Below are 22,635 nucleotides of genomic sequence, written 5' to 3'. Positions count from 1 at the left end.
CTATGTCTGACGACATCTCTTCGGTTTCGCCTTCGTCAGCGGGCGAACAAGGTGTACTACGTTCCATGCAGGAGGTAGCGATGAGCTCCCAGGAAGCCAGTAAGATGCTGCGCACATACAATATTGCCTGGTGGGGCAATAACTATTACGACGTCAACGAGCTGGGCCATATCACCGTCTGCCCCGATCCTGACGTGCCGGAAGCGCGCGTTGACCTCGCTCAGCTGGTGAAAGCCCGCGAGGCCCAGGGGCAACGCCTGCCTGCGCTGTTCTGCTTCCCGCAGATCCTGCAGCACCGTCTGCGCTCTATTAACGCCGCGTTCAAGCGCGCCCGTGAGTCCTACGGCTATAACGGCAACTATTTTCTGGTCTACCCCATCAAGGTTAACCAGCACCGCCGCGTCATTGAATCCCTGATCCACTCCGGCGAGCCGCTGGGTCTTGAGGCCGGCTCGAAGGCCGAGCTGATGGCGGTCCTGGCGCACGCGGGCATGACCCGCAGCGTCATCGTCTGTAACGGCTATAAGGACCGGGAGTATATTCGCCTGGCGCTGATCGGTGAGAAGATGGGCCACAAGGTCTATCTGGTCATTGAGAAGATGTCTGAAGTTGCCATCGTGCTGGAAGAGGCCGAGCGTCTGAACGTGATCCCACGCCTTGGCGTGCGGGCGCGTCTGGCCTCGCAAGGCTCCGGCAAATGGCAGTCCTCCGGCGGCGAAAAATCCAAGTTCGGTCTGGCAGCAACCCAGGTATTGCAGCTGGTGGAGATCCTCCGCGAGCGCGGGCGTCTCGACAGCATTCAGCTCCTGCACTTCCACCTCGGTTCGCAGATGGCCAACATTCGTGATATCGCTACCGGCGTGCGTGAATCGGCCCGTTTCTACGTTGAGCTGCACAAGCTGGGCGTCAATATCGAGTGCTTTGACGTGGGCGGTGGCCTGGGCGTGGACTACGAGGGCACCCGCTCCCAGTCTGACTGTTCGGTCAACTACGGCCTGAACGAGTATGCGAATAACATTATCTGGGCCATTGGCGACGCCTGCGAAGAGCACGGTCTGCCGCACCCGACGGTGATCACCGAGTCCGGCCGTGCCGTCACCGCGCACCATACCGTACTGGTGTCAAACATTATCGGCGTAGAGCGCAACGAATATACCAAAGCGACGCCGCCAGCCGACAATGCCCCGCGCGCGCTGCAAAGCATGTGGGAGACATGGCAGGAGATGCACGAGCCAGGCACCCGCCGCTCGCTGCGCGAGTGGTTGCACGACAGCCAGATGGATCTGCACGATATTCATATCGGCTACTCCTCCGGCGCCTTCAGCCTGCAGGAGCGCGCCTGGGCAGAGCAGCTCTACCTGAATATGTGCCACGAAGTGCAGAAGCAGCTCGATCCGAGCAACCGCGCGCACCGTCCGATTATCGATGAGCTGCAGGAGCGGATGGCGGACAAAATGTACGTCAACTTCTCGCTGTTCCAGTCGATGCCGGATGCGTGGGGGATCGACCAGCTCTTCCCGGTGCTGCCGCTGGAGGGTCTGGATCAGGTGCCGGAGCGTCGTGCGGTGCTGCTGGATATCACCTGCGATTCCGACGGGGCTATCGATCACTACGTGGACGGGGACGGGATCGCCACGACGATGCCGATGCCGGAGTACGATCCTGACAACCCGCCGCTGCTGGGCTTCTTTATGGTCGGCGCGTATCAGGAGATCCTCGGCAACATGCACAACCTGTTTGGCGATACCGAAGCGGTTGACGTCTTTGTCTTCCCCGACGGCAGCGTTGAGGTAGAGCTATCCGACGAAGGGGACACGGTGGCGGATATGCTGGAGTACGTGCAGCTCGATCCGAACACGCTGCTGACCCACTTCCGCGATCAGGTGAAGCAGACCGGGCTGGACGACGCGCTGCAGCAGCAGTTCCTCGAAGAGTTCGAAGCCGGGCTTTACGGCTACACCTATCTCGAAGACGAGTAATCGTGTTTGCCCGGCGGCCTCAGTGCTGCCGGGCTTTTCTATGAAGATCACAAAACTCTACAGTCAGAATGTGACCAGCATCACCTGAAATCTTCCCAGGTCGTGATGGCCTTCGCTTTTTCTCCCATTCTCCGGCTTTCGGACCTCTTTCTGCCAGCCCTCGTAATTTACTTCCCGCTGTGGTACCGCCATGCTTAACCCATCGCTTAATCGTGTTGCAGGCTGGCAATCAAGGTCGCGATACGCTGCGGATTGAGCAGCGTTTCGAAGGCAAGCGGATGCTGCGCCCCGTGCTGCTCAAACCACGCCGTAAGCTCCCGATTCTGACGGCTAAATTCGTGTAGGGCAGCATTGAACTGGGAGCGGATATCCGCCTGTTCCCCATATTTACGCAGCCAGAGCTTGAGCGTCAGCGCCTGGGTGAACGCGCTGTAAATCTGGGTGTACTTTAGGGCACGGACAACGCTGCCGCTGATGGCTTGCCGGGTTTCGCCCGCCAGCGGAGCATCGGGCAGCAGCTTAAGCGAGCGGCTATGCATGTAGTCGGCAAGAAAGCGGCTGCGCTGGATCTCCAGCTCAATCAGCTGTCGCTGCTGATAACCCAGGTCGGGATCGTCGCTGGGCATCAGAGGCTGAAAGGACTGTGTCCAGTTGGCGCTGCGGGTATCAAGATGAAGCAGGTGCAGCGCATGGGTAAAATCCGCCGGGAGCCGACTGTGGCTCTGCAACACGCGGCCTAACAGATTGGGTGTCTTACAGCTCCACTCATGGCTGGCAATGATAATATCGCCGATCGCGCTGAGATCGTGAGCGGATATGGCGGCACGCTGCTGCAGCCAGTGGCTAACAATCTGGCGCGAAGAGACGTCCGGCTCGTTAACCAGGCGGGAAAGGCCGGAGAGGTTAAGTTCATTGAGGGAGTCAGAAAGGGCCAGATCCGGCAGCCACTCCCAGTCGATACGTACGGAAATGGCCTCGGGAGCGCTACCGGCGTGCTGGCTAAGCCAGGTGAGCCGTTGATGGATCTCTTCCAGCAGGTAGCAGGGGAGCAGGGTCCAGCCATACTCCAGGCCCCAGAGATCCAGCTCCAGCCACTTCCGGTTACCGTGAATGTTAAGCAGGTTAGGGTTATTGGCAAAGCCCGGGCGGTAATCAAGCTCGGTGGCCTTAACAGAAGCGCGGACATCGTCGGGAAGCGCTTCCAGGGCGATACGCAGCATCTGCCGGGGCCAGGTTTTGTCCTGATAGTCGCGCAGGATAAGCTGGCGTCCCAGCTGACGAATACCCTGGTAAAGCGTTTTTAGTGACGTTTTCCAGCGTTCATTGCTGACGTCGGGAGTCGATAGCGAAAGACGCAAGCCGCGAACGGCAGGCAGCGCGGCCAACATCTGCGGAATGCTGTGCTGAAAGAAATAGTCAATAAAATCGCTGGCGCTATTTTCAGAGAGAAAAAACTCCGGGAACTTTGCTTTTAGCTCATGGCTATCGGGCGTGGCTTCGCCCTGTAACCAAAATTGTAAGCCGCGCTGCTGCAAATATTCTCCCGCTTTTTGCAGATAAATAAGCGCGTTTTCCTGAACAAGCTTCAGGTTAATTAACTCAGCGCTATGACAGCGCGGTGACGGTGCGGCCAGGCGGGCTAATAACGACTGTTGATGAATAACGATGCCCTGAAAGCCATAGCGTTGCGCCATGCTCACGGTTTTTTCAAAAAAAGACCAGCGCCATATTTCAGGGGAGTTTATTTCCATTAACAGATAAGGCTTCGTTGTTGTCATTACGCATATCCCGCAGCCAACGTTGAGCGGGAATGCTAGAGGCGGCGTGGTGAAAGGTCAAACATCGCGGCCTGAGTAAAACAGAAAGTGTGAGCCTGCTCGAAGGCGACCGGGCTGATTGCGTATCAATGAGAGGAAGGTATGGCTAAAGGTACTACGCTGCAACTAAACTATGAACGTTATATTGATGAAGATACCGGTGCGAAGGTCACTCGTTTTACGCCAACGGATGTTATTTGCCACCGTAATTACTTTTATCAGAAGTGCTTTATTGACGGCGGCAACAAGCTTATTTTTGCCGGCGAGTTTGATACCCATCGTAATTACTATTTACTTGACCTGGCTACCGGCGTAGCGACGCAGTTAACCGAAGGGCCAGGGGATAATACCTTTGGCGGTTTTTTATCCCCCGATGAACATTATCTCTATTATGTCAAAGGTGAACGCAATTTAATGCGCGTCACCCTGGCGACCTTACAGGAGGAGGCGGTATACCGTGTGCCCGATGAGTGGGTAGGATATGGCACCTGGGTGGCAAACTCCGCCTGCGACAAGCTGGTTGGCGTAGAGATCCATCGCGACAGCTGGCGGCCCATCAGCGACTGGACCGTCTTTCAGGAGTTCTATGCTGAAGAGCCGCGCTGTCGTGTGATCCGTATCGACCTGCGTAGCGGAGAGCGGGAGACGCTGCTGGAGGAGAACCAGTGGCTGGGACATCCCATCTACCGACCGTTCGATGACAACACCGTGGCCTTCTGCCACGAAGGGCCGCTCGATCGCGTCGATGCCCGCATGTGGCTGATGAATGAGGATGGCAGCAACATCCGCAAGGCCCGGGAACCTGCGCCGGGAGAGAGCTATACGCATGAGTTCTGGGTGCCGGATGGATCTGCCCTGATGTATGTCACCTACGTCAAAAACAGCCCCGTGCGCTATCTCTGCCGCATCGACGGTGAGACCGGCGAAGATGAGCGCCTGATGGCGATGCCGCCCTGCTCACACGTCATGAGCAACGACAGCGGATCGCTGGCGGTCGGGGATGGTTCCGGAGTACCCATTGATATCGCCGATAACGCAGGCTATGGCGACACCAGCGATCCCTGGCTGTGGCTCTTTGATTTAAAAAACAAGCAGGCCCACAAAATTGCCCGCCACGGCTCCTCATGGCAGGTGCTGGACGGCGACCGGCAGGTGACGCATCCGCATCCGTCATTCACTCCCGATGAGAAAGCGGTTCTGTTCAGTACCGACAAAGACGGCAAGCCAGCACTCTACCTGGCCGAAATTCCAGAAGACGTTTTACGCCAGATCCACAGCTAAACAAGGAGCTTTTCATGCATAAGCTTATCGCCCCCGTTGCCGCGTCGTTTTTGCTGGCGTGCTCCTGTCTGACGGCTGCCCAGGCAGCGGAGATCCGTATCTCATGGTGGGGCGGTAACAGCCGTCACCAGGCCACGCTGGAGGCCATAAAACTGTTTGAAGATAAGTATCCCGATATCAAAGTGAAAGCGGAGTACGCCGGCTGGGAAGGCTACCTGTCACGCCTGACGGTGCAGATAGCCGGAGGGAACGAGCCGGATGTGATCCAGACCAACTGGAACTGGCTGCCGCTCTTCTCAAAGGACGGTAACGGTTTTTACGACCTTTATAAACAGAAAGCGGTGCTCGATCTTCAGCAGTACGATCCGCAGTCGCTCAGCAGCACCACGGTAGACGGCAAGCTGAACGGTCTGCCGGTGGCGGTCACCGCCCGCAGCTTCTACTACAACAAAAAGCTGTGGGAAGAGATGGGCGTCAGCTATCCACAGAGCTGGACAGAGCTGATGGCCGCCGGAAAAGCCTTTGAGGCAAAAGATAAAGAGAAATACCCGCTGGTTCTCGACTACATGGAGTCGCTGACGCTGGTTCAGTCCTGGATGGTGCAGAAGTACAACATTCCGGCCATCAATGAGAGCACGGGAAAATTCACCTATACCCCGCAGCAGTGGGAGGCTTTTTTCCAGATCTATAAGGATCTGGTGGATAACCATGTTTTCCCCTCCATGCGGGTGCTGACCTCTTATGGCAAAACCAACACCTGGGAAATGAAGCCCTGGATCCAGGGCAAGTGGGGCGGCGTCTATATGTGGAACACCAACGCCGTGATGTATGAAAACAACCTGACCGCGCCTTACGACACACTGGAGCTGGGACCGTTCTTCATGCTGCCGGGGGCAAAGGATGCCGGGCTGTTCTTCAAACCGACGATGATGTTCAGCATCGGTAAATCGACGAAGCACCCGGCGGAGGCCGCGAAGCTAATCGACTTCCTGATGAACGATCCCCAGGGTGTGAAAGCCATGGGGCTGGAGCGTGGGACGCCGCTGAGCAAAAAGGCTTACCAGCAGCTGAGCGAGGAGGGGGTTATTCAGGAGGACAATATCACCGTGGCCGGGATTAAATCCTCGCTGGCGCTGCCCCATGCCATTCCCACCTCGCCCCATTTTGATAATCCGAAATTCGTGGAGCTGTGGCGCAACACCATAGAGAACATCGACCACGGCAAGCTGACGGTGAAAGAGGCAGCAGAGCAGTTCCCCCGTAATGCCAGCCGAATCCTAAGTAAGGCAGTGAAATAACATACCGGGCCGGGACCCTGGGTGCCGGCCACGCTATCAGGGTGGACCTATGATCAGATTTAGCGCAACGCTGACGTGCCGGTATGACACGCTCTTTTCGCCATTTACGGCGAATGAGCTGGAACAGGGCCTGGCCTGGCTGGCGAAGAGCGGCTTTGATGCCGCCGAACTCTGCATTAATGATTACGAAGGGATTGATATCGCCAGGCTGAAACAGCGCCTGGACTATCACGGGCTGGGCTGCACCACAATCGCCACCGGCCAGGCTCGCAAGCTTGACGGTCTGTCGCTGCTCGCCAGCGGCAGGGCTATTGTCGAGCGCACCCGGCAGCGGCTCTCTGAGCATATTGATGTTGCCGCCCAGTTGGCAAGCCACGTCACAATTGGCTCTCTGCGGGCGACGGACCGCGCCTTGAGCAAAACGCAGTATATGCACGAGCTGGCCGAGGCGATGCAGCCCTGCGTTGAGCAGGCGCAGAAGTGCGGGGTGACGCTGGTTATTGAAGCGCTTAACCGGTACGAAATGGCCCATCTGCACAGCGCAGAGGATATGATGGAATTTTTAACCCTTAGCGATGCGCCGGAAAACGTTGGCGTGCTGTGGGATATTTTCCACGCCAACATTGAAGATCGCGATTTTGCCGCAGCGATTGATACGCTGGGATCGCGCCTGAAGCACGTCCACTTCGCCGACTCCAACCGGGCCTTTCCGGGGTATGGCCATCTTCCCATTGATGATATCTATCGGGCATTAAAAAACAGCGGATATCACCATGCGGTCTCCCTGGAGTGTCTCTGCGCACCCTCGACGCAAACCTTAATTGAGGAGGCCGGGCCGCTCATCACCCATCTGCGTGGGCTATAATCGTCGATACGAACGTAAACGCAGGGGTGATGGGCAGATTATTTTGGACTTACTTGAACCGGTACAGATTAACGGCGATAATCCGCCCCAGACAAGCAGTCACCCCATTCAAACCCTTCCTCGTCGGGCCTAACGACGCGGAAGGGTTTTTTTATCGACGAAAAAGAGGTCATAGCCATGAGCACCTTAGGTCATCAATACGATAACTCTCTGGTATCTAACGCATTTGGTTTTTTACGCCTGCCGCTGAACTTCCAGCCGTACGACAGCGATGCTGACTGGGTTATCACCGGTGTGCCGTTTGATATGGCGACGTCCGGACGCTCCGGTAGCCGTCAGGGTCCGGGCGCTATCCGTCAGGTCTCTACCAACCTGGCGTGGGAGCACTGCCGCTTCCCGTGGAACTTCGACATGCGCGAGCGCCTGAACGTGGTTGACTGCGGTGACCTGGTCTACGCCTTTGGCGACGCCCGTGAGATGAGCGAAAAACTTCAGGCCCACGCCGAGCGTCTGCTGGCGGCGGGCAAGCGTATGCTCTCCTTCGGCGGTGACCACTTTGTCACCCTGCCGCTGCTGCGCGCGCATGCGAAGCACTTCGGTAAGATGGCGCTGGTGCACTTCGATGCCCACACCGATACCTACTCCAACGGCTGCGAGTTCGATCACGGCACCATGTTCTATACCGCGCCGAAAGAAGGTCTGATCGATCCGAACCACTCTGTGCAGATCGGGATCCGTACCGAGTTTGATAAAGACAACGGCTTTACGGTGCTGGATGCCTGCCAGGTAAACGATCGTAGCGTTGATGACATCATCGCTCAGGTGAAGCAGATCGTTGGCGACATGCCGGTCTACCTGACGTTTGATATCGACTGCCTGGATCCGGCTTTCGCGCCGGGCACCGGTACGCCGGTAATTGGCGGCCTGACCTCCGATCGCGCGATTAAGCTGCTGCGCGGCCTGCAGGATCTGGACATCGTGGGGATGGATCTGGTGGAAGTCGCGCCGGCATATGACCAGTCGGAGATTACCGCCCTGGCCGCAGCGACATTGGCGCTGGAGATGCTCTATATCCAGGCGGCGAAAAAAGGCGAATAAGCCTCTCGCTGTGGGATAAAAAAACCCTCTCCTGTGAGAGGGTTTTTTATTGTCCTTAGAAGACGTTAAACGGATATTCCACGAAAGCGCGGATCTCGTTGCCGCCCACGTTGTAATCGCTGGCGTTGCTGGAGACGCGCAGTACAGAGTAACGCAGCTTCAGCTTCAGATCTTTAGCCGGGCCATCCTGCACCTGGTACTGCACCTGGTTAAACCACTCGTGCTCTTTACCGTTACTGGTGTCAGGCGTCTTGATGTTATCGCCGCGCACGTAAGCGGTAGTCCAGCTCAGGCCCGGTAAACCGAGACCGGCAAAATCCAGCCCGTATGAGGCCTGCCAGGAGCGTTCATCTTCGCCGTTAAAATCGGACCAGTAGGAGTTCGCCAGCCAGATGGTGTTGCCGCCGTCGCCCACGCCGCCCCGATCGCGATAGCTACCGTAGTGATAGCCGGTGCTGCCGCTGCTCTGTTGATATGCCACCTTGAAGGTATGAATATCCCAGATATAGCTGGCTGCCAGGCTCCAGATGCTGTTGCTACGCCCGGTGTTAAGCTCGTTAGCATAACCCTGATCCAGACGGGAGTTATAGCCATTGAAATCGAGTACCAGCTGCTGCCCGGTGCTGAACGGTTGCTTAAAGTTCAGGCCCAGATACTGTTTATTCAGCACATCTTCTACGTGTGAAGCATAAAGTGCGCCGCTGAGCTGGTCGTTGAACTGGTAGCTTGCGCCGCCGAAGGAGAGGCTCTTCAGGCCGCTGTCGTGGCGATCGTCGCTTTTACGCTGTTCATCGGTAAGGTAACCGGCGTTAATCTCCAGTCCGTCGATCTCCTTCGAGTTCAGCATGGTGCCGGTATAGGTTTCAAACAGCAGACGAGAGGCGTCGGAATTGATAATAGGTAATTCAGGACGCTGGGTGCCGTAGCTCAGTATGGTGTTGGAGATACGCATTTTTGCGGTTGCACCAAACTTAGCCAGTTCGGACTTCGCACGACCGTCATCTTCCTGTTTGAAGAAGTCGATGCCGCCTGCGCCGCTGCGGCCACGGCCGCCGTCCAGACGCACGCCATACTGGGCAATACCATCAACGCCAAAACCAATAAGTCCTTCGGTATAGCCAGACTGATAGGTGGCAATAATACCCTGACCCCATTCGGCCCTGTCCTGCGCGCCCTGCTGATAATCCCGGCCAATATACGCATTGCGTAAAAGCACATTTAAATGGCTGTCGTCAATAAAACCCTTGCTGTCGGATTGTTGGCTGGCAACGGCGGGAATAGCGGCGAATAAACTTAATGCAATTAATGATAACTCTTTTTTCACGGGGGGAACTTCTCTTTCTGGATAATATCAAATTGTGTTGTTGCGTGTTCGATATTCACCTGAATGATAAATCATTGCAATAATTATGTCACCAGAGCTATCAAGGTTTACAGGCAGGCGCAGCGGGCGATGGAAGAGCGCTAATTATATTGAAAGCTATATTTACCGTTATGTGCGGTTTATTTAGCAATTGATGCGAAATAATAAGGAGGCGATATCGCCTCCTGTTATTAATTATTTAATGCCGTCTGCCGCCATGCGATCCCGAATATGCTGCGCACGGGCCTCGGATGCCGGGTGATCGTCAAACATGGTACTTTGACGACCCGCTTCCTGCTGGGCCAGCTTCTCGAAGCTGGTGGCTAAGCCTGACGGGTTGATGCCGCGCTTGCGCAGCAGATCGTAGGAGTAGTCATCGGCTTCTGCTTCCTGCCGCTGGGAGAACTGGGCGTTCACCAGCTTCTCGCCAAGATCGCCAAGCTGCGATTGGGAGAGGCTGCCTACAATGCCACCGGCTGAGGCAGCGGCAACGCGCACGGCGTTGGTGCCCAGCGCGACCTGCATACCGCGCTTCACGTGACCGAGCGCAACGTGGCCCATTTCGTGGCCGATAACCGCCTCGACCTCGTTGTCATTCATCATATCCATCAGTCCGCTGTAGACGCGAATGCAGCCATTCGCCATCGCGAAGGCGTTAACGTCTTTAGTGATATAGACGTTGTAGTTCACCGGCTGGCCGTTAATGTTGTCGCCAAGCGCGGAAGCGATCTTGTCCAGACGCTGGCGATACGCGCTGTTGGCTGGCGCCAGCGTGGCTTTGCTGTCCATCTCTTTACAGGCTTCGTCGCTCAGCGTTTTCACCTGGGCATCGCTCAGGGAGTAGGCTTGAAACGCTTCTGCCCCCGAGCTTAATAAACCGTTTGAATCCATGTTCTGGCAGCCGGATAACGCCGCTGCCACACCCAGAGCGAGCAATGCTTGCCGAATTTTCATTGGTATCTTCCGCATCAATATATTGATAATTTTAATGGTCTTCCCGGCGCAGGGAGGCGGGAACCTTCTCTGAGTATAAAGAAAATCACAAGCCGTGGGCGAGTGTTTGCGCAACCTGCGAGCGGCTTCCAGAGATTTCTGAAGTGGCAAAAGGATGCTCCATGTACATGGCTAGCCGCTTGGGTTACATTGTTGACACTTTTTTCCGGCGTAGCCCATATTGCGCTGTAGTCAAGTCGCTACGGGCATGGCCTTTAACAGTCCGATCTGGAGTCAAAATGTCCTCACGTAAAGAGCTTGCCAATGCTATTCGTGCGCTGAGCATGGACGCGGTACAGAAAGCCAAATCCGGTCACCCGGGTGCCCCAATGGGTATGGCAGACATCGCCGAAGTCCTGTGGCGTGATTTCCTGAACCACAACCCGGTCAACCCGGCATGGGCCAACCGCGACCGTTTTGTGCTCTCCAACGGCCACGGCTCAATGCTGATCTACAGCCTGCTGCACCTCTCCGGCTACGACCTGCCGATCGAAGAGTTGAAGAACTTCCGCCAGCTGCACTCCAAAACGCCGGGCCACCCGGAAGTGGGTTACACCGCAGGCGTTGAGACCACCACCGGTCCGCTGGGGCAGGGCATTGCCAACGCCGTGGGCATGGCGATTGCGGAGAAGACCCTGGCCGCGCAGTTTAACCGTCCGGGCCATGACATTGTTGACCACCACACCTACGCTTTCCTTGGCGACGGCTGCATGATGGAAGGCATCTCCCACGAAGTGTGCTCCCTGGCTGGTACCCTGAAGCTCGGCAAGCTGGTGGCGTTCTATGACGACAACGGCATCTCCATCGACGGCCACGTTGAGGGCTGGTTCACCGATGACACCGCAGCACGCTTTGAAGCCTACGGCTGGCACGTCGTGCGCGGCGTGGATGGTCACGACGCAGACGCTATCAAGCGCGCCGTTGAGGAAGCACAGTCCGTTACCGACAAGCCGTCCCTGCTGATGTGCAAAACCGTTATCGGCTTCGGCTCTCCGAACAAAGCCGGGACTCACGACTCCCACGGCGCGCCGCTGGGCGATGCAGAGATCGTTCTGACTCGCGAGCAGCTGGGCTGGAAACACGAGCCGTTTGTTATCCCATCTGACATCTACGCCCAGTGGGATGCCAAAGAGGTCGGCACGGCAAAAGAGAACGCCTGGAACGAGAAGTTCGCTGCCTACGCCAACGCCTTCCCGCAGGAAGCCGCCGAGTTCACCCGCCGTATGAGCGGTGAGATGCCAGCTGACTTCGACGCGAAAGCGAATGAATTTATTGCTAAGCTGCAGGCGAATCCGTCCAAAATCGCCAGCCGTAAAGCGTCCCAGAACGCTATCGAAGCCTTTGGCCCGCTGCTGCCGGAATTTCTTGGCGGCTCCGCTGACCTGGCTCCGTCGAACCTGACCATCTGGTCTGGCTCTAAAGCCATCAACGAAGATGCAGCCGGGAACTACATCCACTACGGCGTGCGCGAGTTCGGTATGACCGCGATTGCCAACGGCATCGCCCTGCACGGCGGCTTCCTGCCGTACACCTCGACCTTCCTGATGTTCGTTGAGTACGCCCGTAACGCGGTGCGTATGGCTGCGCTGATGAAGCAGCGTCAGGTGCTGGTCTACACCCACGACTCCATCGGTCTGGGCGAAGACGGCCCGACCCACCAGCCGGTAGAGCAGGTCGCTTCCCTGCGTCTGACCCCGAACATGAGCACCTGGCGTCCGTGTGACCAGGTTGAATCCGCGGTGGCGTGGAAATACGGCGTTGAGCGTCAGGACGGCCCGACCGCGCTGATCCTCTCCCGCCAGAACCTGGCTCAGCAGGAGCGTACCGAGCAGCAGCTGGCGGACATCGCTCGCGGCGGCTACGTGCTGAAAGATAGCGAAGGACAGCCGCAGCTGATCCTGATTGCCACCGGTTCGGAAGTAGAGCTGGCAGTGAGCGCATGGGAACAGCTGATTGCCGAAGGCGTGAAGGCGCGCGTGGTCTCCATGCCGTCCACCGACGCATTCGACAAACAGGATGCGGCGTACCGCGAATCCGTGCTGCCGAAAGCCGTTTCTGCCCGTGTGGCCATCGAAGCGGGTATTGCAGACTTCTGGTTCAAGTACACCGGCCTGAACGGCGCGATCGTCGGGATGACCACCTTCGGTGAATCTGCTCCGGCAGAGCAGCTGTTTGAAGAGTTCGGCTTCACCGTGGAAAACGTGGTAGCCAAGGCGAAAGCGCTGCTGTAATCCGCTAACGCCCGCTGGCGCTGCGCTTAGCGGGCCTGGGGTTACAGATCGCAGTGGTCTTCAACAATGCGGCCATCGGCCAGACGAACGATGCGCGGGAAATTATGGCGGATGAAATCGTAGTCATGGCTGATGGCGAGCACCGTTGTGCCACGCTGGCGGCAGAGAGCCAGCCAGCTTTCAAATATACCCAGCCAGCGATCGTCAAAATCGCGGCTGGGTTCATCAAGCAGCAGCAGCGGCGGCGACAGCGCCTCCAGGCTTGCCACGGCGACCATCCGGCGCTGGGCAACGTGGAGATCGAGCGGATGCGCCTGGGCTACCTCTTCAAGATGGCATAGCGTTAACGCCTCTTCGACTCTTCGCTGGATCTCATCCTGCGGCAGCTTCTGCAAGCGCAGGCCATACGCCACTTCGGCAAACACCTGGCTGTGCACTATCTGATTTTCTGCCTCCTGAAAAAGCACGCCGGTAAGCATGGCCCGCCCCTTCACCTTAAGACGCGATAGCGCATGGCCCTGCACGGTGACGCTGCCAGCAGCAGGCGTCAGCAACCCGGCCATAATGCGCAGCAGCGTGGACTTACCCGCACCGTTATCGCCAATCAGCGCCACAAACTCGCCTGGGATCAGGTGTAGCGATACATCGCGCAGGCAGCGCTGCTCTGCCTTTGGCCAGCGAAAATCAACGTTGTCTACTTTTAGCATAGCGGCTCCAGTCCCTCCATCGTGAGCTGCCAGACCTGTTGGCAGAGATAGCGCACCGGCTCAAGTCTGCGCTCAAACAGCACGATCAACGCCTGCTGCGCCGTGGCCCAGGCGGAGAGGCGCTCAAGCATCCGCTGCGTAGCCTGCGGCGTCAGGCGGCTGAAGGCCTCATCCAGCAGCAGGATTTGCGGCTGCATCGCCAGTGCGCAGGCGATAACCACCCGCTGCGTCTCACCGCCGGAGAGCGTGGCAGGGTGACGATGACGCAGCGGCTGACAGTCGGTTAGCGTCAGCGCCACATCAATACGGGCAAGGATCGCCTCCTCGCTCAGGCAGAGGTTTTCCGGCCCGAAGGCGACCTCCTCCTCAACGCTGAAAGTGCATCCCGAAAGCTGAAGATAGGGCGACTGCTGCACCAGCTGGATGGTCTGCGCCTGCGCTGCGAGGGAAAGCGTGCCGATCGGCTGCCCAAGCAGGCTGCCGGATCCGCTAACGGTGCCGGGAAGAAAGTCCGGATACCAGCCCGCCATCAGCTGCGCCAGGGTACTTTTGCCGCTGCCGTTACCGCCAATAATGGCCACCATGCCGGGAAGAGAGTAATGAAAGTTGAACGTCTGCCGGGTAGCGCTGGCTTGCAGCGGCTGGTAGCAAAAGTCCTTTAACGTAACCATAGCCATGCGCCTGCCTCCGTCACAATTAGCGCCAGCATGCCGTAACGCACGGCGCGCTGAAGGATGCTGTCCTTCGGCGCCCACAGCGTGGTGCGGGTACGGTGCAGGCGAAAGGCGCGCATATCCAGCGCAGCGCCGCGTACGGCAAGATCGTTAAGCGCGCCCTGGGTCAGAGGCAGCACCAGGGCCGGGATTGCCCATAGCCGTTGATACCAGCTGCCGTCCAGCGGTACGCCCCTGGCGCGCTGGGCTTCATGAATACTGCTCAGCCGGTGCTTTAGCTGCTCGATAATCAGCAGCGGTCCGGAGAGCACATAGGCGAGACCCGGCGGCAGACGGCTGGCAAACAGCGCACGGATAAACTGCCGTACCGGGACACAATACATCCACAGTTGGGCGGTAGAGACGATTGCCAGAATGCGTAGCCAGAGCGTAACGGCGTGCGCCCAGGGCCGAGGATCGCGCGGCTGGCCGCTGAGCCATTCGGTTAACCAGCCGCCGTGCACCAGCCATAGCCCGGCTCCCAGGGAGAGCATCAGCCAGCCGACGTAGCGCGCCCGCCTGCGGGTGGCACGAATGAGCAGCAGGCTGGCGAAGGCGGCTGCGCTCCAGATTGTCAGCGTCAGACCCGCTGGCAGCAGCAGCGTAGAGCATGCTGCAAGGCCCCACAGCGTAAGTGACGTAAAGGGGTGCATTTAACGCACGGCGGCCATAGCGGGGAAGTGGCGCGTGGTGCGCAGCGGCAGCTGGCGCAGCAGGATCCAGACCACGATCGCCGTGAGGATCTTATCCACCAGGTTGGCCCCGAGCACGGTAATTGCTACCGACGCCATCAGATCCTGCCCCATTGAGTGCATCCAGGCGACAAAGAGATCGGCTCCGCTGCCGGTAACACCGCCGAACAGCGCGGTGCGGATCGGCACTGCCACCACCGTAACCGCGAGGGTAATAACCACGCCGCTGGCGATCACCGTCGGCAGGATACGAAACCAGCCCAGCCGAGCCAGCCAGCCGGCGACCAGGCCAATCACCATCGCCACTGGGGCAAAAGCGGCGGCAATAGGATCGGTGAGTAGCCCCCAGAGCAGATTGGTCAGCAGGCCGGTGAGCATGCCGATAAACGGTCCCAGCAGCACGGCGCTAATCAACGTGCCGATGGAGTCGAGGAAGATCGGCAGCTTAAGCAGGCTAATCAGCTGGCCACCAATCATATTAATGGCGATAGAGATAACGATCAGTGCCAGCGTCTGGCTGGCGAGTTGGCGACGTGCCATGGCGACCTCATAGGGTTAGGGAAATTAGCGCGCGTTGACGACCAGCTCGTCATAGCCGGAAACAGGACAGGGTTGGCGGCTGAAGACGAGGGTGGTTAGTTCGCCGATCACTACTTCAAGCGTGGTGCGTACCGTACAGCCAGGCATGACATGTCCGCCGGTCATTACGCCATGCTCATCGGCCACGCTGAGGTGCAGATGCTCACCGGCCAACTCCAGCGTGCCGCCAAGGGAGATAACCTCAAAGGTACCGCTTAACAAGGTCGTCTCGTCGCGAGCGGCGAAGCGCAGCGCGACGTCCGTCAGGCTGCCAGTACAGCCAGCAATCCACGCGGCCTGCAGGGTGTGATGCTGGACAAACGCGCGCAGGGCAGTGAGCAGCTCATCGCCGGGAAGCAGACGCAGGGCGTAAAAGCGGGCGCTGGATTCAGGGATGCCGGGGATCATGGTCATAGGCCTCGTAAACGCCAAATTGGCAGCAATCATAAGAGCGACAGCAATTTGTTTTAATGATGTATATCAGGAAAAAGCCGCGGCCGATGGCAGATTTGCGTATAAAGGAATACGGATTCCGGCAATGGAATAATTCTGCCGTAGTGTGACGGTAAAGTGTGACGTAGATCAGATAACTGGCGTAACCCTACGGCGACGGATTCCCTTTATTCCGTGTTTCGCTTACTCTAGCTGAAGCGTTTCAGTCGAAATTCCGTTCGACATTTAACCACTTAGTCACAGTTTGTGACAGGCGAGGTTTCCCTGACTATGCCGCTGCATTACTCTGTCAGCCATCGACTCAGGGATAGCTTTGCAGGAGACTTATGACCCTACGCATCGCGATAAATGGCTTTGGTCGCATCGGGCGTAACGTGGTTCGTGCTTTGTATGAATCCGGACGCCGGGCGGAGATCGCCGTAGTGGCCATTAACGAGCTGGCAGACGACGCAGGCATTGCGCATCTGTTGAAGTATGACACCAGCCACGGCCGCTTTAGCCAGCGTGTTCATCACGAGGGCGGACAGCTGTTTGTCGGCCATGACGCGATCCGTCTGCTGCACGAGCCAACCATTGACGCGCTGCCCTGGCGCGCGCTGGACATCAATATCGTACTGGACTGCACCGGGGTGTACGGCAACCGTCAGCACGGCGAGGCGCACCTGGCCGCCGGGGCAAAGAAGGTGCTCTTTTCCCATCCGGGCAGCAGCGATCTCGATGCCACCGTGGTCTTCGGCGTCAATCAGGACGATCTGCGTCCGGACGATAACATCGTCTCTAACGCCTCCTGCACTACCAACTGCATTATTCCGGTGATCAAGCTGCTTGATGATGCCTTCGGCATTGAGTCGGGTACGGTCACCACTATCCACTCGGCAATGCACGATCAGCAGGTGATCGACGCCTACCATCCGGATCTGCGGCGCACGCGTGCGGCGAGTCAGTCGATCATTCCGGTGGATACCAAGCTTGCGGCGGGCATTACGCGCTTCTTTCCAAAATTTAACGATAAATTTGAAGCCATTGCCGTACGCGTACCGACAATCAATGTGACGGCAATTGACCTTAGCGTGACGGTAAGAAGTCCGGTAAATGCATGTCAAGTCAACCACTTGCTGCAAAAAGCGTCACAGGAAGCATTTCATGGTATAGTTGACTATACGGAATTACCGTTGGTCTCAACTGATTTTAACCACGATCCGCACAGCGCCATCGTTGATGGTACTCAGACGCGGGTCAGTGGGGCACACCTCATCAAAACGCTGGTCTGGTGTGATAACGAATGGGGTTTCGCTAACCGAATGCTCGACACGACGTTAGCGATGGCTGCCAAAGGTTTTAGGTAGGACGCGCTTTGCGTCTGCAAAACTTTAAGAATCAACGAGAGGATTCACCATGTCTGTAATTAAGATGACCGATCTGGATCTAGCTGGTAAACGCGTTTTTATCCGTGCGGATCTGAACGTACCGGTTAAAGATGGTAAAGTAACCAGCGATGCGCGTATCCGTGCCTCCCTGCCGACTATCGAACTGGCCCTGAAACAGGGTGCGAAAGTGATGGTTACCTCTCACCTGGGTCGCCCGACCGAAGGCGAGTACAACGAAGAATTCTCTCTGCTGCCGGTTGTTAACTACCTGAAAGAAAAACTCTCCAGCCCGGTACGTCTGGTTAAAGACTACCTGGACGGCGTGGAAGTAGCTGAAGGTGAGCTGGTCGTTCTGGAAAACGTTCGCTTCAACAAAGGCGAGAAGAAAGACGACGAAACCCTGGCGAAAAAATATGCTGCCCTGTGCGATGTGTTCGTCATGGACGCATTTGGTACCGCTCACCGTGCACAGGCTTCTACCCATGGCGTAGGCAAATTTGCTGATGTTGCATGCGCAGGCCCGCTGCTGGCTGACGAACTGGACGCGCTGGGTAAAGCGCTGAAAGAGCCGGCTCGTCCGATGGTGGCTATCGTTGGCGGCTCTAAAGTGTCTACCAAGCTGACCGTGCTCGACTCGCTGTCTAAAATCGCCGATCAGCTGATCGTCGGTGGCGGTATCGCTAACACCTTCGTTGCCGCTCAGGGCCACAACGTGGGCAAATCCCTCTACGAAGCCGACCTGGTTGACGAAGCGAAACGCCTGCTGCAGACCTGCGACATTCCGGTGCCTACCGACGTGCGCGTCGCGACCGAGTTCTCTGAAACCGCGACGGCGACCCTGAAATCTGTTAGCGACATCAAAGATGAAGAGCAGATTCTGGATCTGGGCGATGTTTCCGCTGAGAAACTGGCTGAAATTCTGAAAAATGCCAAAACTATTCTGTGGAACGGCCCGGTTGGCGTTTTCGAGTTCCCGAACTTCCGTAAAGGTACTGAGATCGTGGCTAACGCTATCGCGGACAGCGAAGCGTTCTCCATCGCAGGTGGCGGTGATACCCTGGCGGCGATCGACCTGTTCGGCATCGCTGACAAAATCTCCTACATCTCCACCGGTGGCGGCGCGTTCCTTGAGTTCGTGGAAGGCAAAGTGCTGCCAGCCGTAGCGATGCTCGAAGAGCGCGCTAAGAAGTAATGCCTGAGCAGGCGGATTGCTCCGCCTGATTTCAGACCCGTTTTCTGTAAATACAGGATTTACAACATGTCTAAAATTTTTGATTTCGTAAAACCAGGCGTGATCACCGGTGATGACGTTCAGAAAGTATTCCAGGTAGCTAAAGAGAACAACTTTGCTCTGCCAGCGGTTAACTGCGTGGGTACCGACTCCATCAACGCCGTTCTCGAAACTGCTGCAAAAGTAAAAGCGCCGGTTATCGTTCAGTTCTCTAACGGCGGTGCTGCATTTATCGCAGGTAAAGGCTTCAAAGGTGAAGGCCAGCAGGCGGCTATCCTGGGCGCAATCTCCGGTGCCCACCACGTTCACCAGATGGCTGAGCACTACGGCGTGCCGGTGATCCTGCACACTGACCACTGCGCGAAGAAACTGCTGCCGTGGATCGACGGTCTGCTGGACGCGGGTGAAAAACACTTTGCCGCTACCGGCAAACCGCTGTTCTCCTCTCACATGATCGACCTCTCTGAGGAGTCACTGGAAGAGAACATCGAGATCTGCTCTAAGTACCTGGAGCGTATGTCCAAGCTGGGCATGACTCTGGAGATCGAACTGGGCTGCACCGGTGGTGAAGAAGATGGCGTGGACAACAGCCATATGGACGCTTCTGCTCTGTACACTCAGCCGGAAGACGTTGACTACGCGTACACCAAGCTGAACGCGATTAGCCCGCGCTTCACCATTGCTGCTTCCTTCGGTAACGTACACGGCGTATACAAGCCGGGCAACGTTAAGCTGACCCCGACCATCCTGCGTGACTCCCAGGAGTATGTTTCTAAGAAACATAACCTGCCGCACAACAGCCTGAACTTCGTGTTCCACGGCGGTTCCGGCTCTTCTGCTCAGGAGATCAAAGATTCCGTAAGCTACGGTGTGATCAAAATGAACATCGATACCGATACTCAGTGGGCTAACTGGGAAGGTATCCTGAAGTATTACAAAGAGAACGAAGCTTACCTGCAGTCTCAGCTGGGCAACCCGAAAGGCGAAGACCAGCCGAACAAGAAATACTACGATCCGCGCGTATGGCTGCGTGCTGCACAGTCCAGCATGGTGACGCGTCTGGAGCAGGCATTTAAAGAGCTGAACGCGATCGACGTTCTGTAATTTAACGCGAGCAATAAACGGTGGCTCCCTACGGGGAGCCATTTTTTTTAACTGAAGATCGTAAACCCATTCTGAAAATCTACACATGTTGCAGGCGTTTTGTGCGGGCGTTGCGCTTAAGGTTTGGCATAGGTGTGGTTTTTTGTTTACGCTTTGCTGACCTGTTTCACGTTTTTACGTGTTGATGTGATTTTTTTCGCTTGGGCAAGCATAAGGAATAGTGAATGGAAGACCTTAATGTGATTGATAGCATAAACAATGCGGGAGGCTGGCTGGTGCGCAACCAGGCGCTGCTGCTGAGCTATGCCGTCAACATCGTTGCTGCAATTTTTATCATCATTATCGGGATGGTGGTGGCCAGGGCCATCTCTAAAACCGTCAACCGGGTGATGGTCGCTCGCCATATTGATCCTACGGTTGCTGATTTTCTCTCTGCGCTGGTGCGCTATGGCATTATCGCCTTTACCCTGATCGCCGCACTGGGCCGGGTAGGGGTACAGACCGCATCGGTGATTGCCGTGCTGGGTGCCGCAGGTCTGGCTATTGGCCTTGCGCTGCAGGGATCGCTCTCCAACCTCGCCGCAGGCGTGCTGCTGGTAACTTTCCGTCCGTTCCGTGCCGGTGAGTATGTCGATCTGGGCGGCGTGGCGGGTACCGTTCTGCACGTGCAGATCTTCTCTACTACCATGCGTTCAGCCGATGGCCGTTACATTGTTATCCCTAACGGCAAAATCATTGCGGGCAACATCATTAACTTCTCCCGCGAGCCGGTGCGCCGTAACGAGTTCATCATCGGCGTCGATTACGATGCGGATATTGATCTGGTGAAAAAACTGCTGACCGAGATTATCGAGTCTGACGATCGTATTCTGAAAGATCGCGAAAGAACCGTGCGCATGAACGAGCTGGGTGCATCATCGGTTAACTTTGTGATCCGCACCTGGAGCAATAGCGGCGATCTGCAAAACGTTTACTGGGACGTGCTGGAGCGCATCAAGAAGACGTTCGATGCTCACGGCATTGGCTTCCCCTATCCGCAGATGGACGTGCATTTCAAGCGCGAGAAAGCGGCTCAACCCGCCGAGCAGCAGTAATCTCTCCAGGGCCAGCTTTGCTGGCCCTTCTTCTTATTAGCTATACTGATTACAGATTAGAATTTTAAATTTCCGCTTATAATAAGGGCGCGGTATAGTCTCCGCCATGAGATATCTGGTAGAGGCATTTACGGTGTTAACTTATTATTTTCAAGGGCTTGCTTTAGGCGCGGCGATGATCCTGCCGCTGGGGCCGCAGAATGCGTTTGTGATGAATCAGGGGATCCGCCGACAGTTTCCGTTGATGGTGGCCGGGCTGTGTGCCCTTAGCGATCTCATTCTGATTTGCGCCGGTATCTTCGGCGGCAGCGCGCTGCTGGTGCAGTCGCCCTGGTTAATGGCGCTGGTCACCTGGGGCGGCGTGGCGTTTCTGCTCTGGTACGGCTTTGGTGCGCTAAAGACGGCCTTTAGCCAGCAGCTTGAGCTGGCCAGCGCTGAGGTGTTAAAACAGGGGCGCTGGCGAATCATTATGACTATGCTGGCGGTGACCTGGCTCAACCCCCACGTCTATCTCGACACCTTTGTTGTGCTCGGCAGCCTGGGCGGGCAGCTGGCGGCCGAGCCGAAACGCTGGTTTGCGTTGGGTACTATTAGCGCCTCGTTTATCTGGTTTTTCGGCCTGGCGCTGCTGGCAAGCTGGCTTGCGCCGCGCCTGCGCACTGCAAAGGCGCAGCGTATTATTAACGTCGTCGTTGGCGCTATCATGTGGTTTATTGCGTTTCAGCTGGCGAAAGAAGGTATTCATCATCTGCAGGTGCTGTAGGGCAACGTTATCAGGTTAAGTCCGATGGACAACCGGGCCGGAAACGTTAAGCTTGCAGCCAGACGTCCGCGTCCGCGGCGAATATTCAGACAAGGAGAAGCTACGGTGAAGTTCAAAGTGATGGCCCTTGCGGCATTAGTTGGATTAGGTGCGCTGTCGGTTCAGGCAAACGAGTTGCCAAACGGCCCGCATATTGTTACCTCGGGGACGGCGAGCGTGGATGCCGTGCCGGATATCGCCACCCTGGCGATTGAAGTTAACGTTGCGGCAAAAGATGCGGCATCGGCGAAGAAGCAGGCCGACGATCGCGTTGCGCAATACCTGAGCTTCCTTGAGCAGAATGGTGTGGCGAAGAAGGACATTAACTCCGCTAACCTGCGCACGCAGCCGGACTACGACTATCAGAATGGCAAAAGCATTCTGAAGGGTTACCGGGCGGTACGTACCGTAGAGGTAACGCTACGCGAGCTGGATAAGCTTAATTCGCTGCTGGATGGCGCACTGAAGGCAGGGCTGAATGAGATCCGTGCGGTCACGCTGGGCGTTGCACAACCAGAAGCCTATAAAGATAAGGCGCGTAAAGCGGCAATTGATGACGCAGTGCGTCAGGCCGGTCAGTTGGCTGCGGGCTTTAAGTCTACCCTGGGACCGGTGTACAGCGTGCGCTACCACGTCTCTAACTATCAGCCTACCCCAATGGTGCGCATGATGAAGGCAGACGCGGCGACGGCGTCGGCTCAGGAGACCTACGAGCAACCAACGATCCAGTTTGACGATCAGGTGGACGTGGTGTTTGAACTGCAGCCGCAGGCGGGAAGTACTTCTCAGCCAGCACAGTCAACGCCAGCGCAATCCACTCCGGCTCCAACTGCCCCTGCTGCACAGTAACCTCTCTTATGGCTCCGCATTGGCGGGGCCATTCTCTGCTTTATGTGTGCATCTGTAAAACTGTGACCGTTGCGGTCTCTATTTTTGCCCAACTGACGAATATAGCCATGGCTAAAGGG

At 56.9% G+C, this 22,635-nt stretch carries 20 protein-coding genes; 12 read left to right on the top strand and 8 right to left on the bottom strand.

All coding sequences use genetic code 11. The features are described from left to right. Positions 1-2 precede the first annotated feature (2 nt). Positions 3-1,979: a biosynthetic arginine decarboxylase gene (gene speA / locus RTN40_RS07385; protein WP_312227898.1), complete on the top strand. Its 1,977-nt coding sequence runs from the start codon at positions 3-5 to the stop codon at positions 1,977-1,979. A gap of 206 nt (positions 1,980-2,185) precedes the next feature. Here the strand turns inward: speA and RTN40_RS07380 are convergent, their stop codons facing one another. Next, complete coding sequence (locus RTN40_RS07380) at positions 2,186-3,673, bottom strand: hypothetical protein (protein ID WP_312227897.1); 1,488 nt, start codon at positions 3,671-3,673, stop codon at positions 2,186-2,188. A 225-nt stretch (positions 3,674-3,898) separates the two neighbouring features. Between RTN40_RS07380 and RTN40_RS07375 the strand changes: the two genes are divergently transcribed. From RTN40_RS07375 to speB, 4 genes are all read left to right on the top strand, one after another. Next, positions 3,899-5,077 carry an oligogalacturonate lyase family protein gene (locus RTN40_RS07375; RefSeq protein WP_312227896.1) on the top strand — a complete coding sequence of 393 codons (1,179 nt, stop codon included), beginning with the start codon at positions 3,899-3,901 and terminating at the stop codon, positions 5,075-5,077. A gap of 14 nt (positions 5,078-5,091) precedes the next feature. Continuing rightward, a complete protein-coding gene (locus RTN40_RS07370; RefSeq protein WP_312227895.1) occupies positions 5,092-6,375 on the top strand; it encodes an ABC transporter substrate-binding protein in 1,284 nt (427 codons plus the stop codon). Between the two features lie 49 nt (positions 6,376-6,424). Further along, entirely contained in the window at positions 6,425-7,240 is an 816-nt protein-coding gene (locus RTN40_RS07365) for a sugar phosphate isomerase/epimerase family protein (RefSeq protein WP_312227894.1), read from the top strand. 177 nt (positions 7,241-7,417) lie between these two features. Further along, entirely contained in the window at positions 7,418-8,338 is a 921-nt protein-coding gene (gene speB, locus RTN40_RS07360; RefSeq protein ID WP_312212997.1) for an agmatinase, read from the top strand. A 55-nt stretch (positions 8,339-8,393) separates the two neighbouring features. Here speB and RTN40_RS07355 read toward each other — a convergent pair whose 3' ends face one another. Together RTN40_RS07355 and RTN40_RS07350 are read right to left on the bottom strand one after the other, a co-directional pair. Beyond that, entirely contained in the window at positions 8,394-9,662 is a 1,269-nt protein-coding gene (locus tag RTN40_RS07355; protein ID WP_312227893.1) for an OprD family outer membrane porin, read from the bottom strand. A gap of 234 nt (positions 9,663-9,896) precedes the next feature. After that, on the bottom strand, positions 9,897-10,655 hold the full coding sequence (locus RTN40_RS07350; protein ID WP_312227892.1) for a M48 family metallopeptidase: 759 nt from the start codon (positions 10,653-10,655) through the stop codon (positions 9,897-9,899). A 278-nt stretch (positions 10,656-10,933) separates the two neighbouring features. On the opposite strand from RTN40_RS07350, the gene tkt reads away from it, so the two are divergent. After that, entirely contained in the window at positions 10,934-12,925 is a 1,992-nt protein-coding gene (tkt, locus tag RTN40_RS07345) for a transketolase (RefSeq protein ID WP_312227891.1), read from the top strand. Between the two features lie 41 nt (positions 12,926-12,966). Here tkt and RTN40_RS07340 read toward each other — a convergent pair whose 3' ends face one another. The 5 genes from RTN40_RS07340 to RTN40_RS07320 are packed head-to-tail and all read right to left on the bottom strand — an operon-like array spanning position 12,967 to position 16,024. Continuing rightward, positions 12,967-13,632 carry an ATP-binding cassette domain-containing protein gene (locus RTN40_RS07340; RefSeq protein WP_312227890.1) on the bottom strand — a complete coding sequence of 222 codons (666 nt, stop codon included), beginning with the start codon at positions 13,630-13,632 and terminating at the stop codon, positions 12,967-12,969. Beyond that, the gene (locus RTN40_RS07335) at positions 13,626-14,303 is read right to left on the bottom strand and encodes an ATP-binding cassette domain-containing protein (RefSeq protein ID WP_312227889.1); all 678 of its coding nucleotides are present in this window, start codon (positions 14,301-14,303) and stop codon (positions 13,626-13,628) included. The genes RTN40_RS07340 and RTN40_RS07335 overlap by 7 nt, the downstream gene beginning before the upstream one ends. Next, complete coding sequence (locus tag RTN40_RS07330; protein WP_312227888.1) at positions 14,291-14,998, bottom strand: energy-coupling factor transporter transmembrane component T; 708 nt, start codon at positions 14,996-14,998, stop codon at positions 14,291-14,293. Before RTN40_RS07330 ends, RTN40_RS07335 begins: the two co-directional genes overlap by 13 nt. Continuing rightward, a complete protein-coding gene (locus RTN40_RS07325; protein WP_312227887.1) occupies positions 14,999-15,577 on the bottom strand; it encodes an ECF transporter S component in 579 nt (192 codons plus the stop codon). Between the two features lie 24 nt (positions 15,578-15,601). Next, a complete protein-coding gene (locus RTN40_RS07320) occupies positions 15,602-16,024 on the bottom strand; it encodes a PPC domain-containing DNA-binding protein (protein WP_409418519.1) in 423 nt (140 codons plus the stop codon). A 371-nt stretch (positions 16,025-16,395) separates the two neighbouring features. On the opposite strand from RTN40_RS07320, the gene epd reads away from it, so the two are divergent. The 6 genes from epd (at position 16,396) to RTN40_RS07290 (ending at position 22,516) form a co-directional block, all read left to right on the top strand. After that, positions 16,396-17,415 (top strand): erythrose-4-phosphate dehydrogenase, encoded by a 1,020-nt coding sequence (gene epd, locus RTN40_RS07315; RefSeq protein ID WP_312227885.1) that lies wholly within the window; start codon positions 16,396-16,398, stop codon positions 17,413-17,415. 49 nt (positions 17,416-17,464) lie between these two features. After that, entirely contained in the window at positions 17,465-18,628 is a 1,164-nt protein-coding gene (pgk, locus tag RTN40_RS07310; protein ID WP_312227884.1) for a phosphoglycerate kinase, read from the top strand. Between the two features lie 66 nt (positions 18,629-18,694). Beyond that, complete coding sequence (gene fbaA / locus RTN40_RS07305) at positions 18,695-19,771, top strand: class II fructose-bisphosphate aldolase (RefSeq protein WP_312227883.1); 1,077 nt, start codon at positions 18,695-18,697, stop codon at positions 19,769-19,771. Between the two features lie 224 nt (positions 19,772-19,995). Further along, entirely contained in the window at positions 19,996-20,865 is an 870-nt protein-coding gene (locus RTN40_RS07300) for a small-conductance mechanosensitive channel MscS (protein WP_312227882.1), read from the top strand. 133 nt (positions 20,866-20,998) lie between these two features. Further along, positions 20,999-21,628 (top strand): arginine exporter ArgO, encoded by a 630-nt coding sequence (gene argO / locus RTN40_RS07295; RefSeq protein ID WP_312227881.1) that lies wholly within the window; start codon positions 20,999-21,001, stop codon positions 21,626-21,628. Positions 21,629-21,733: 105 nt separating this feature from the next. Then, positions 21,734-22,516, top strand: coding sequence for an oxidative stress defense protein (locus RTN40_RS07290; RefSeq protein ID WP_312227880.1), 783 nt, complete (start codon positions 21,734-21,736; stop codon positions 22,514-22,516). The last annotated feature ends 119 nt before the right edge of the window (positions 22,517-22,635 follow it).

Origin of the sequence: Pseudescherichia sp., assembly GCF_031987975.1 — a bacterium.
Taxonomy (GTDB): Bacteria; Pseudomonadota; Gammaproteobacteria; order Enterobacterales; family Enterobacteriaceae; genus Pseudescherichia.
Note: the sequence above shows the minus strand (reverse complement) of the source record. Positions and strands in the feature narration are given on the sequence as shown.

What these genes read in the sequence shown, in the direction of transcription:
- RTN40_RS07380 (WP_312227897.1), bottom strand. Translation starts at nt 3,673, where the DNA reads ATGGCGCAACGCTATGGCTTTCAGGGCATCGTTATTCATCAACAGTCG.
- RTN40_RS07335 (WP_312227889.1), bottom strand. Translation starts at nt 14,303, where the DNA reads ATGGTTACGTTAAAGGACTTTTGCTACCAGCCGCTGCAAGCCAGCGCT.
- speB (WP_312212997.1), top strand. Translation starts at nt 7,418, where the DNA reads ATGAGCACCTTAGGTCATCAATACGATAACTCTCTGGTATCTAACGCA.
- RTN40_RS07340 (WP_312227890.1), bottom strand. Translation starts at nt 13,632, where the DNA reads ATGCTAAAAGTAGACAACGTTGATTTTCGCTGGCCAAAGGCAGAGCAG.
- RTN40_RS07370 (WP_312227895.1), top strand. Translation starts at nt 5,092, where the DNA reads ATGCATAAGCTTATCGCCCCCGTTGCCGCGTCGTTTTTGCTGGCGTGC.
- RTN40_RS07325 (WP_312227887.1), bottom strand. Translation starts at nt 15,577, where the DNA reads ATGGCACGTCGCCAACTCGCCAGCCAGACGCTGGCACTGATCGTTATC.
- epd (WP_312227885.1), top strand. Translation starts at nt 16,396, where the DNA reads ATGACCCTACGCATCGCGATAAATGGCTTTGGTCGCATCGGGCGTAAC.
- RTN40_RS07300 (WP_312227882.1), top strand. Translation starts at nt 19,996, where the DNA reads ATGGAAGACCTTAATGTGATTGATAGCATAAACAATGCGGGAGGCTGG.
- tkt (WP_312227891.1), top strand. Translation starts at nt 10,934, where the DNA reads ATGTCCTCACGTAAAGAGCTTGCCAATGCTATTCGTGCGCTGAGCATG.
- speA (WP_312227898.1), top strand. Translation starts at nt 3, where the DNA reads ATGTCTGACGACATCTCTTCGGTTTCGCCTTCGTCAGCGGGCGAACAA.
- RTN40_RS07365 (WP_312227894.1), top strand. Translation starts at nt 6,425, where the DNA reads ATGATCAGATTTAGCGCAACGCTGACGTGCCGGTATGACACGCTCTTT.
- RTN40_RS07320 (WP_409418519.1), bottom strand. Translation starts at nt 16,024, where the DNA reads ATGATCCCCGGCATCCCTGAATCCAGCGCCCGCTTTTACGCCCTGCGT.
- RTN40_RS07375 (WP_312227896.1), top strand. Translation starts at nt 3,899, where the DNA reads ATGGCTAAAGGTACTACGCTGCAACTAAACTATGAACGTTATATTGAT.
- pgk (WP_312227884.1), top strand. Translation starts at nt 17,465, where the DNA reads ATGTCTGTAATTAAGATGACCGATCTGGATCTAGCTGGTAAACGCGTT.
- RTN40_RS07330 (WP_312227888.1), bottom strand. Translation starts at nt 14,998, where the DNA reads ATGCACCCCTTTACGTCACTTACGCTGTGGGGCCTTGCAGCATGCTCT.
- fbaA (WP_312227883.1), top strand. Translation starts at nt 18,695, where the DNA reads ATGTCTAAAATTTTTGATTTCGTAAAACCAGGCGTGATCACCGGTGAT.
- RTN40_RS07350 (WP_312227892.1), bottom strand. Translation starts at nt 10,655, where the DNA reads ATGAAAATTCGGCAAGCATTGCTCGCTCTGGGTGTGGCAGCGGCGTTA.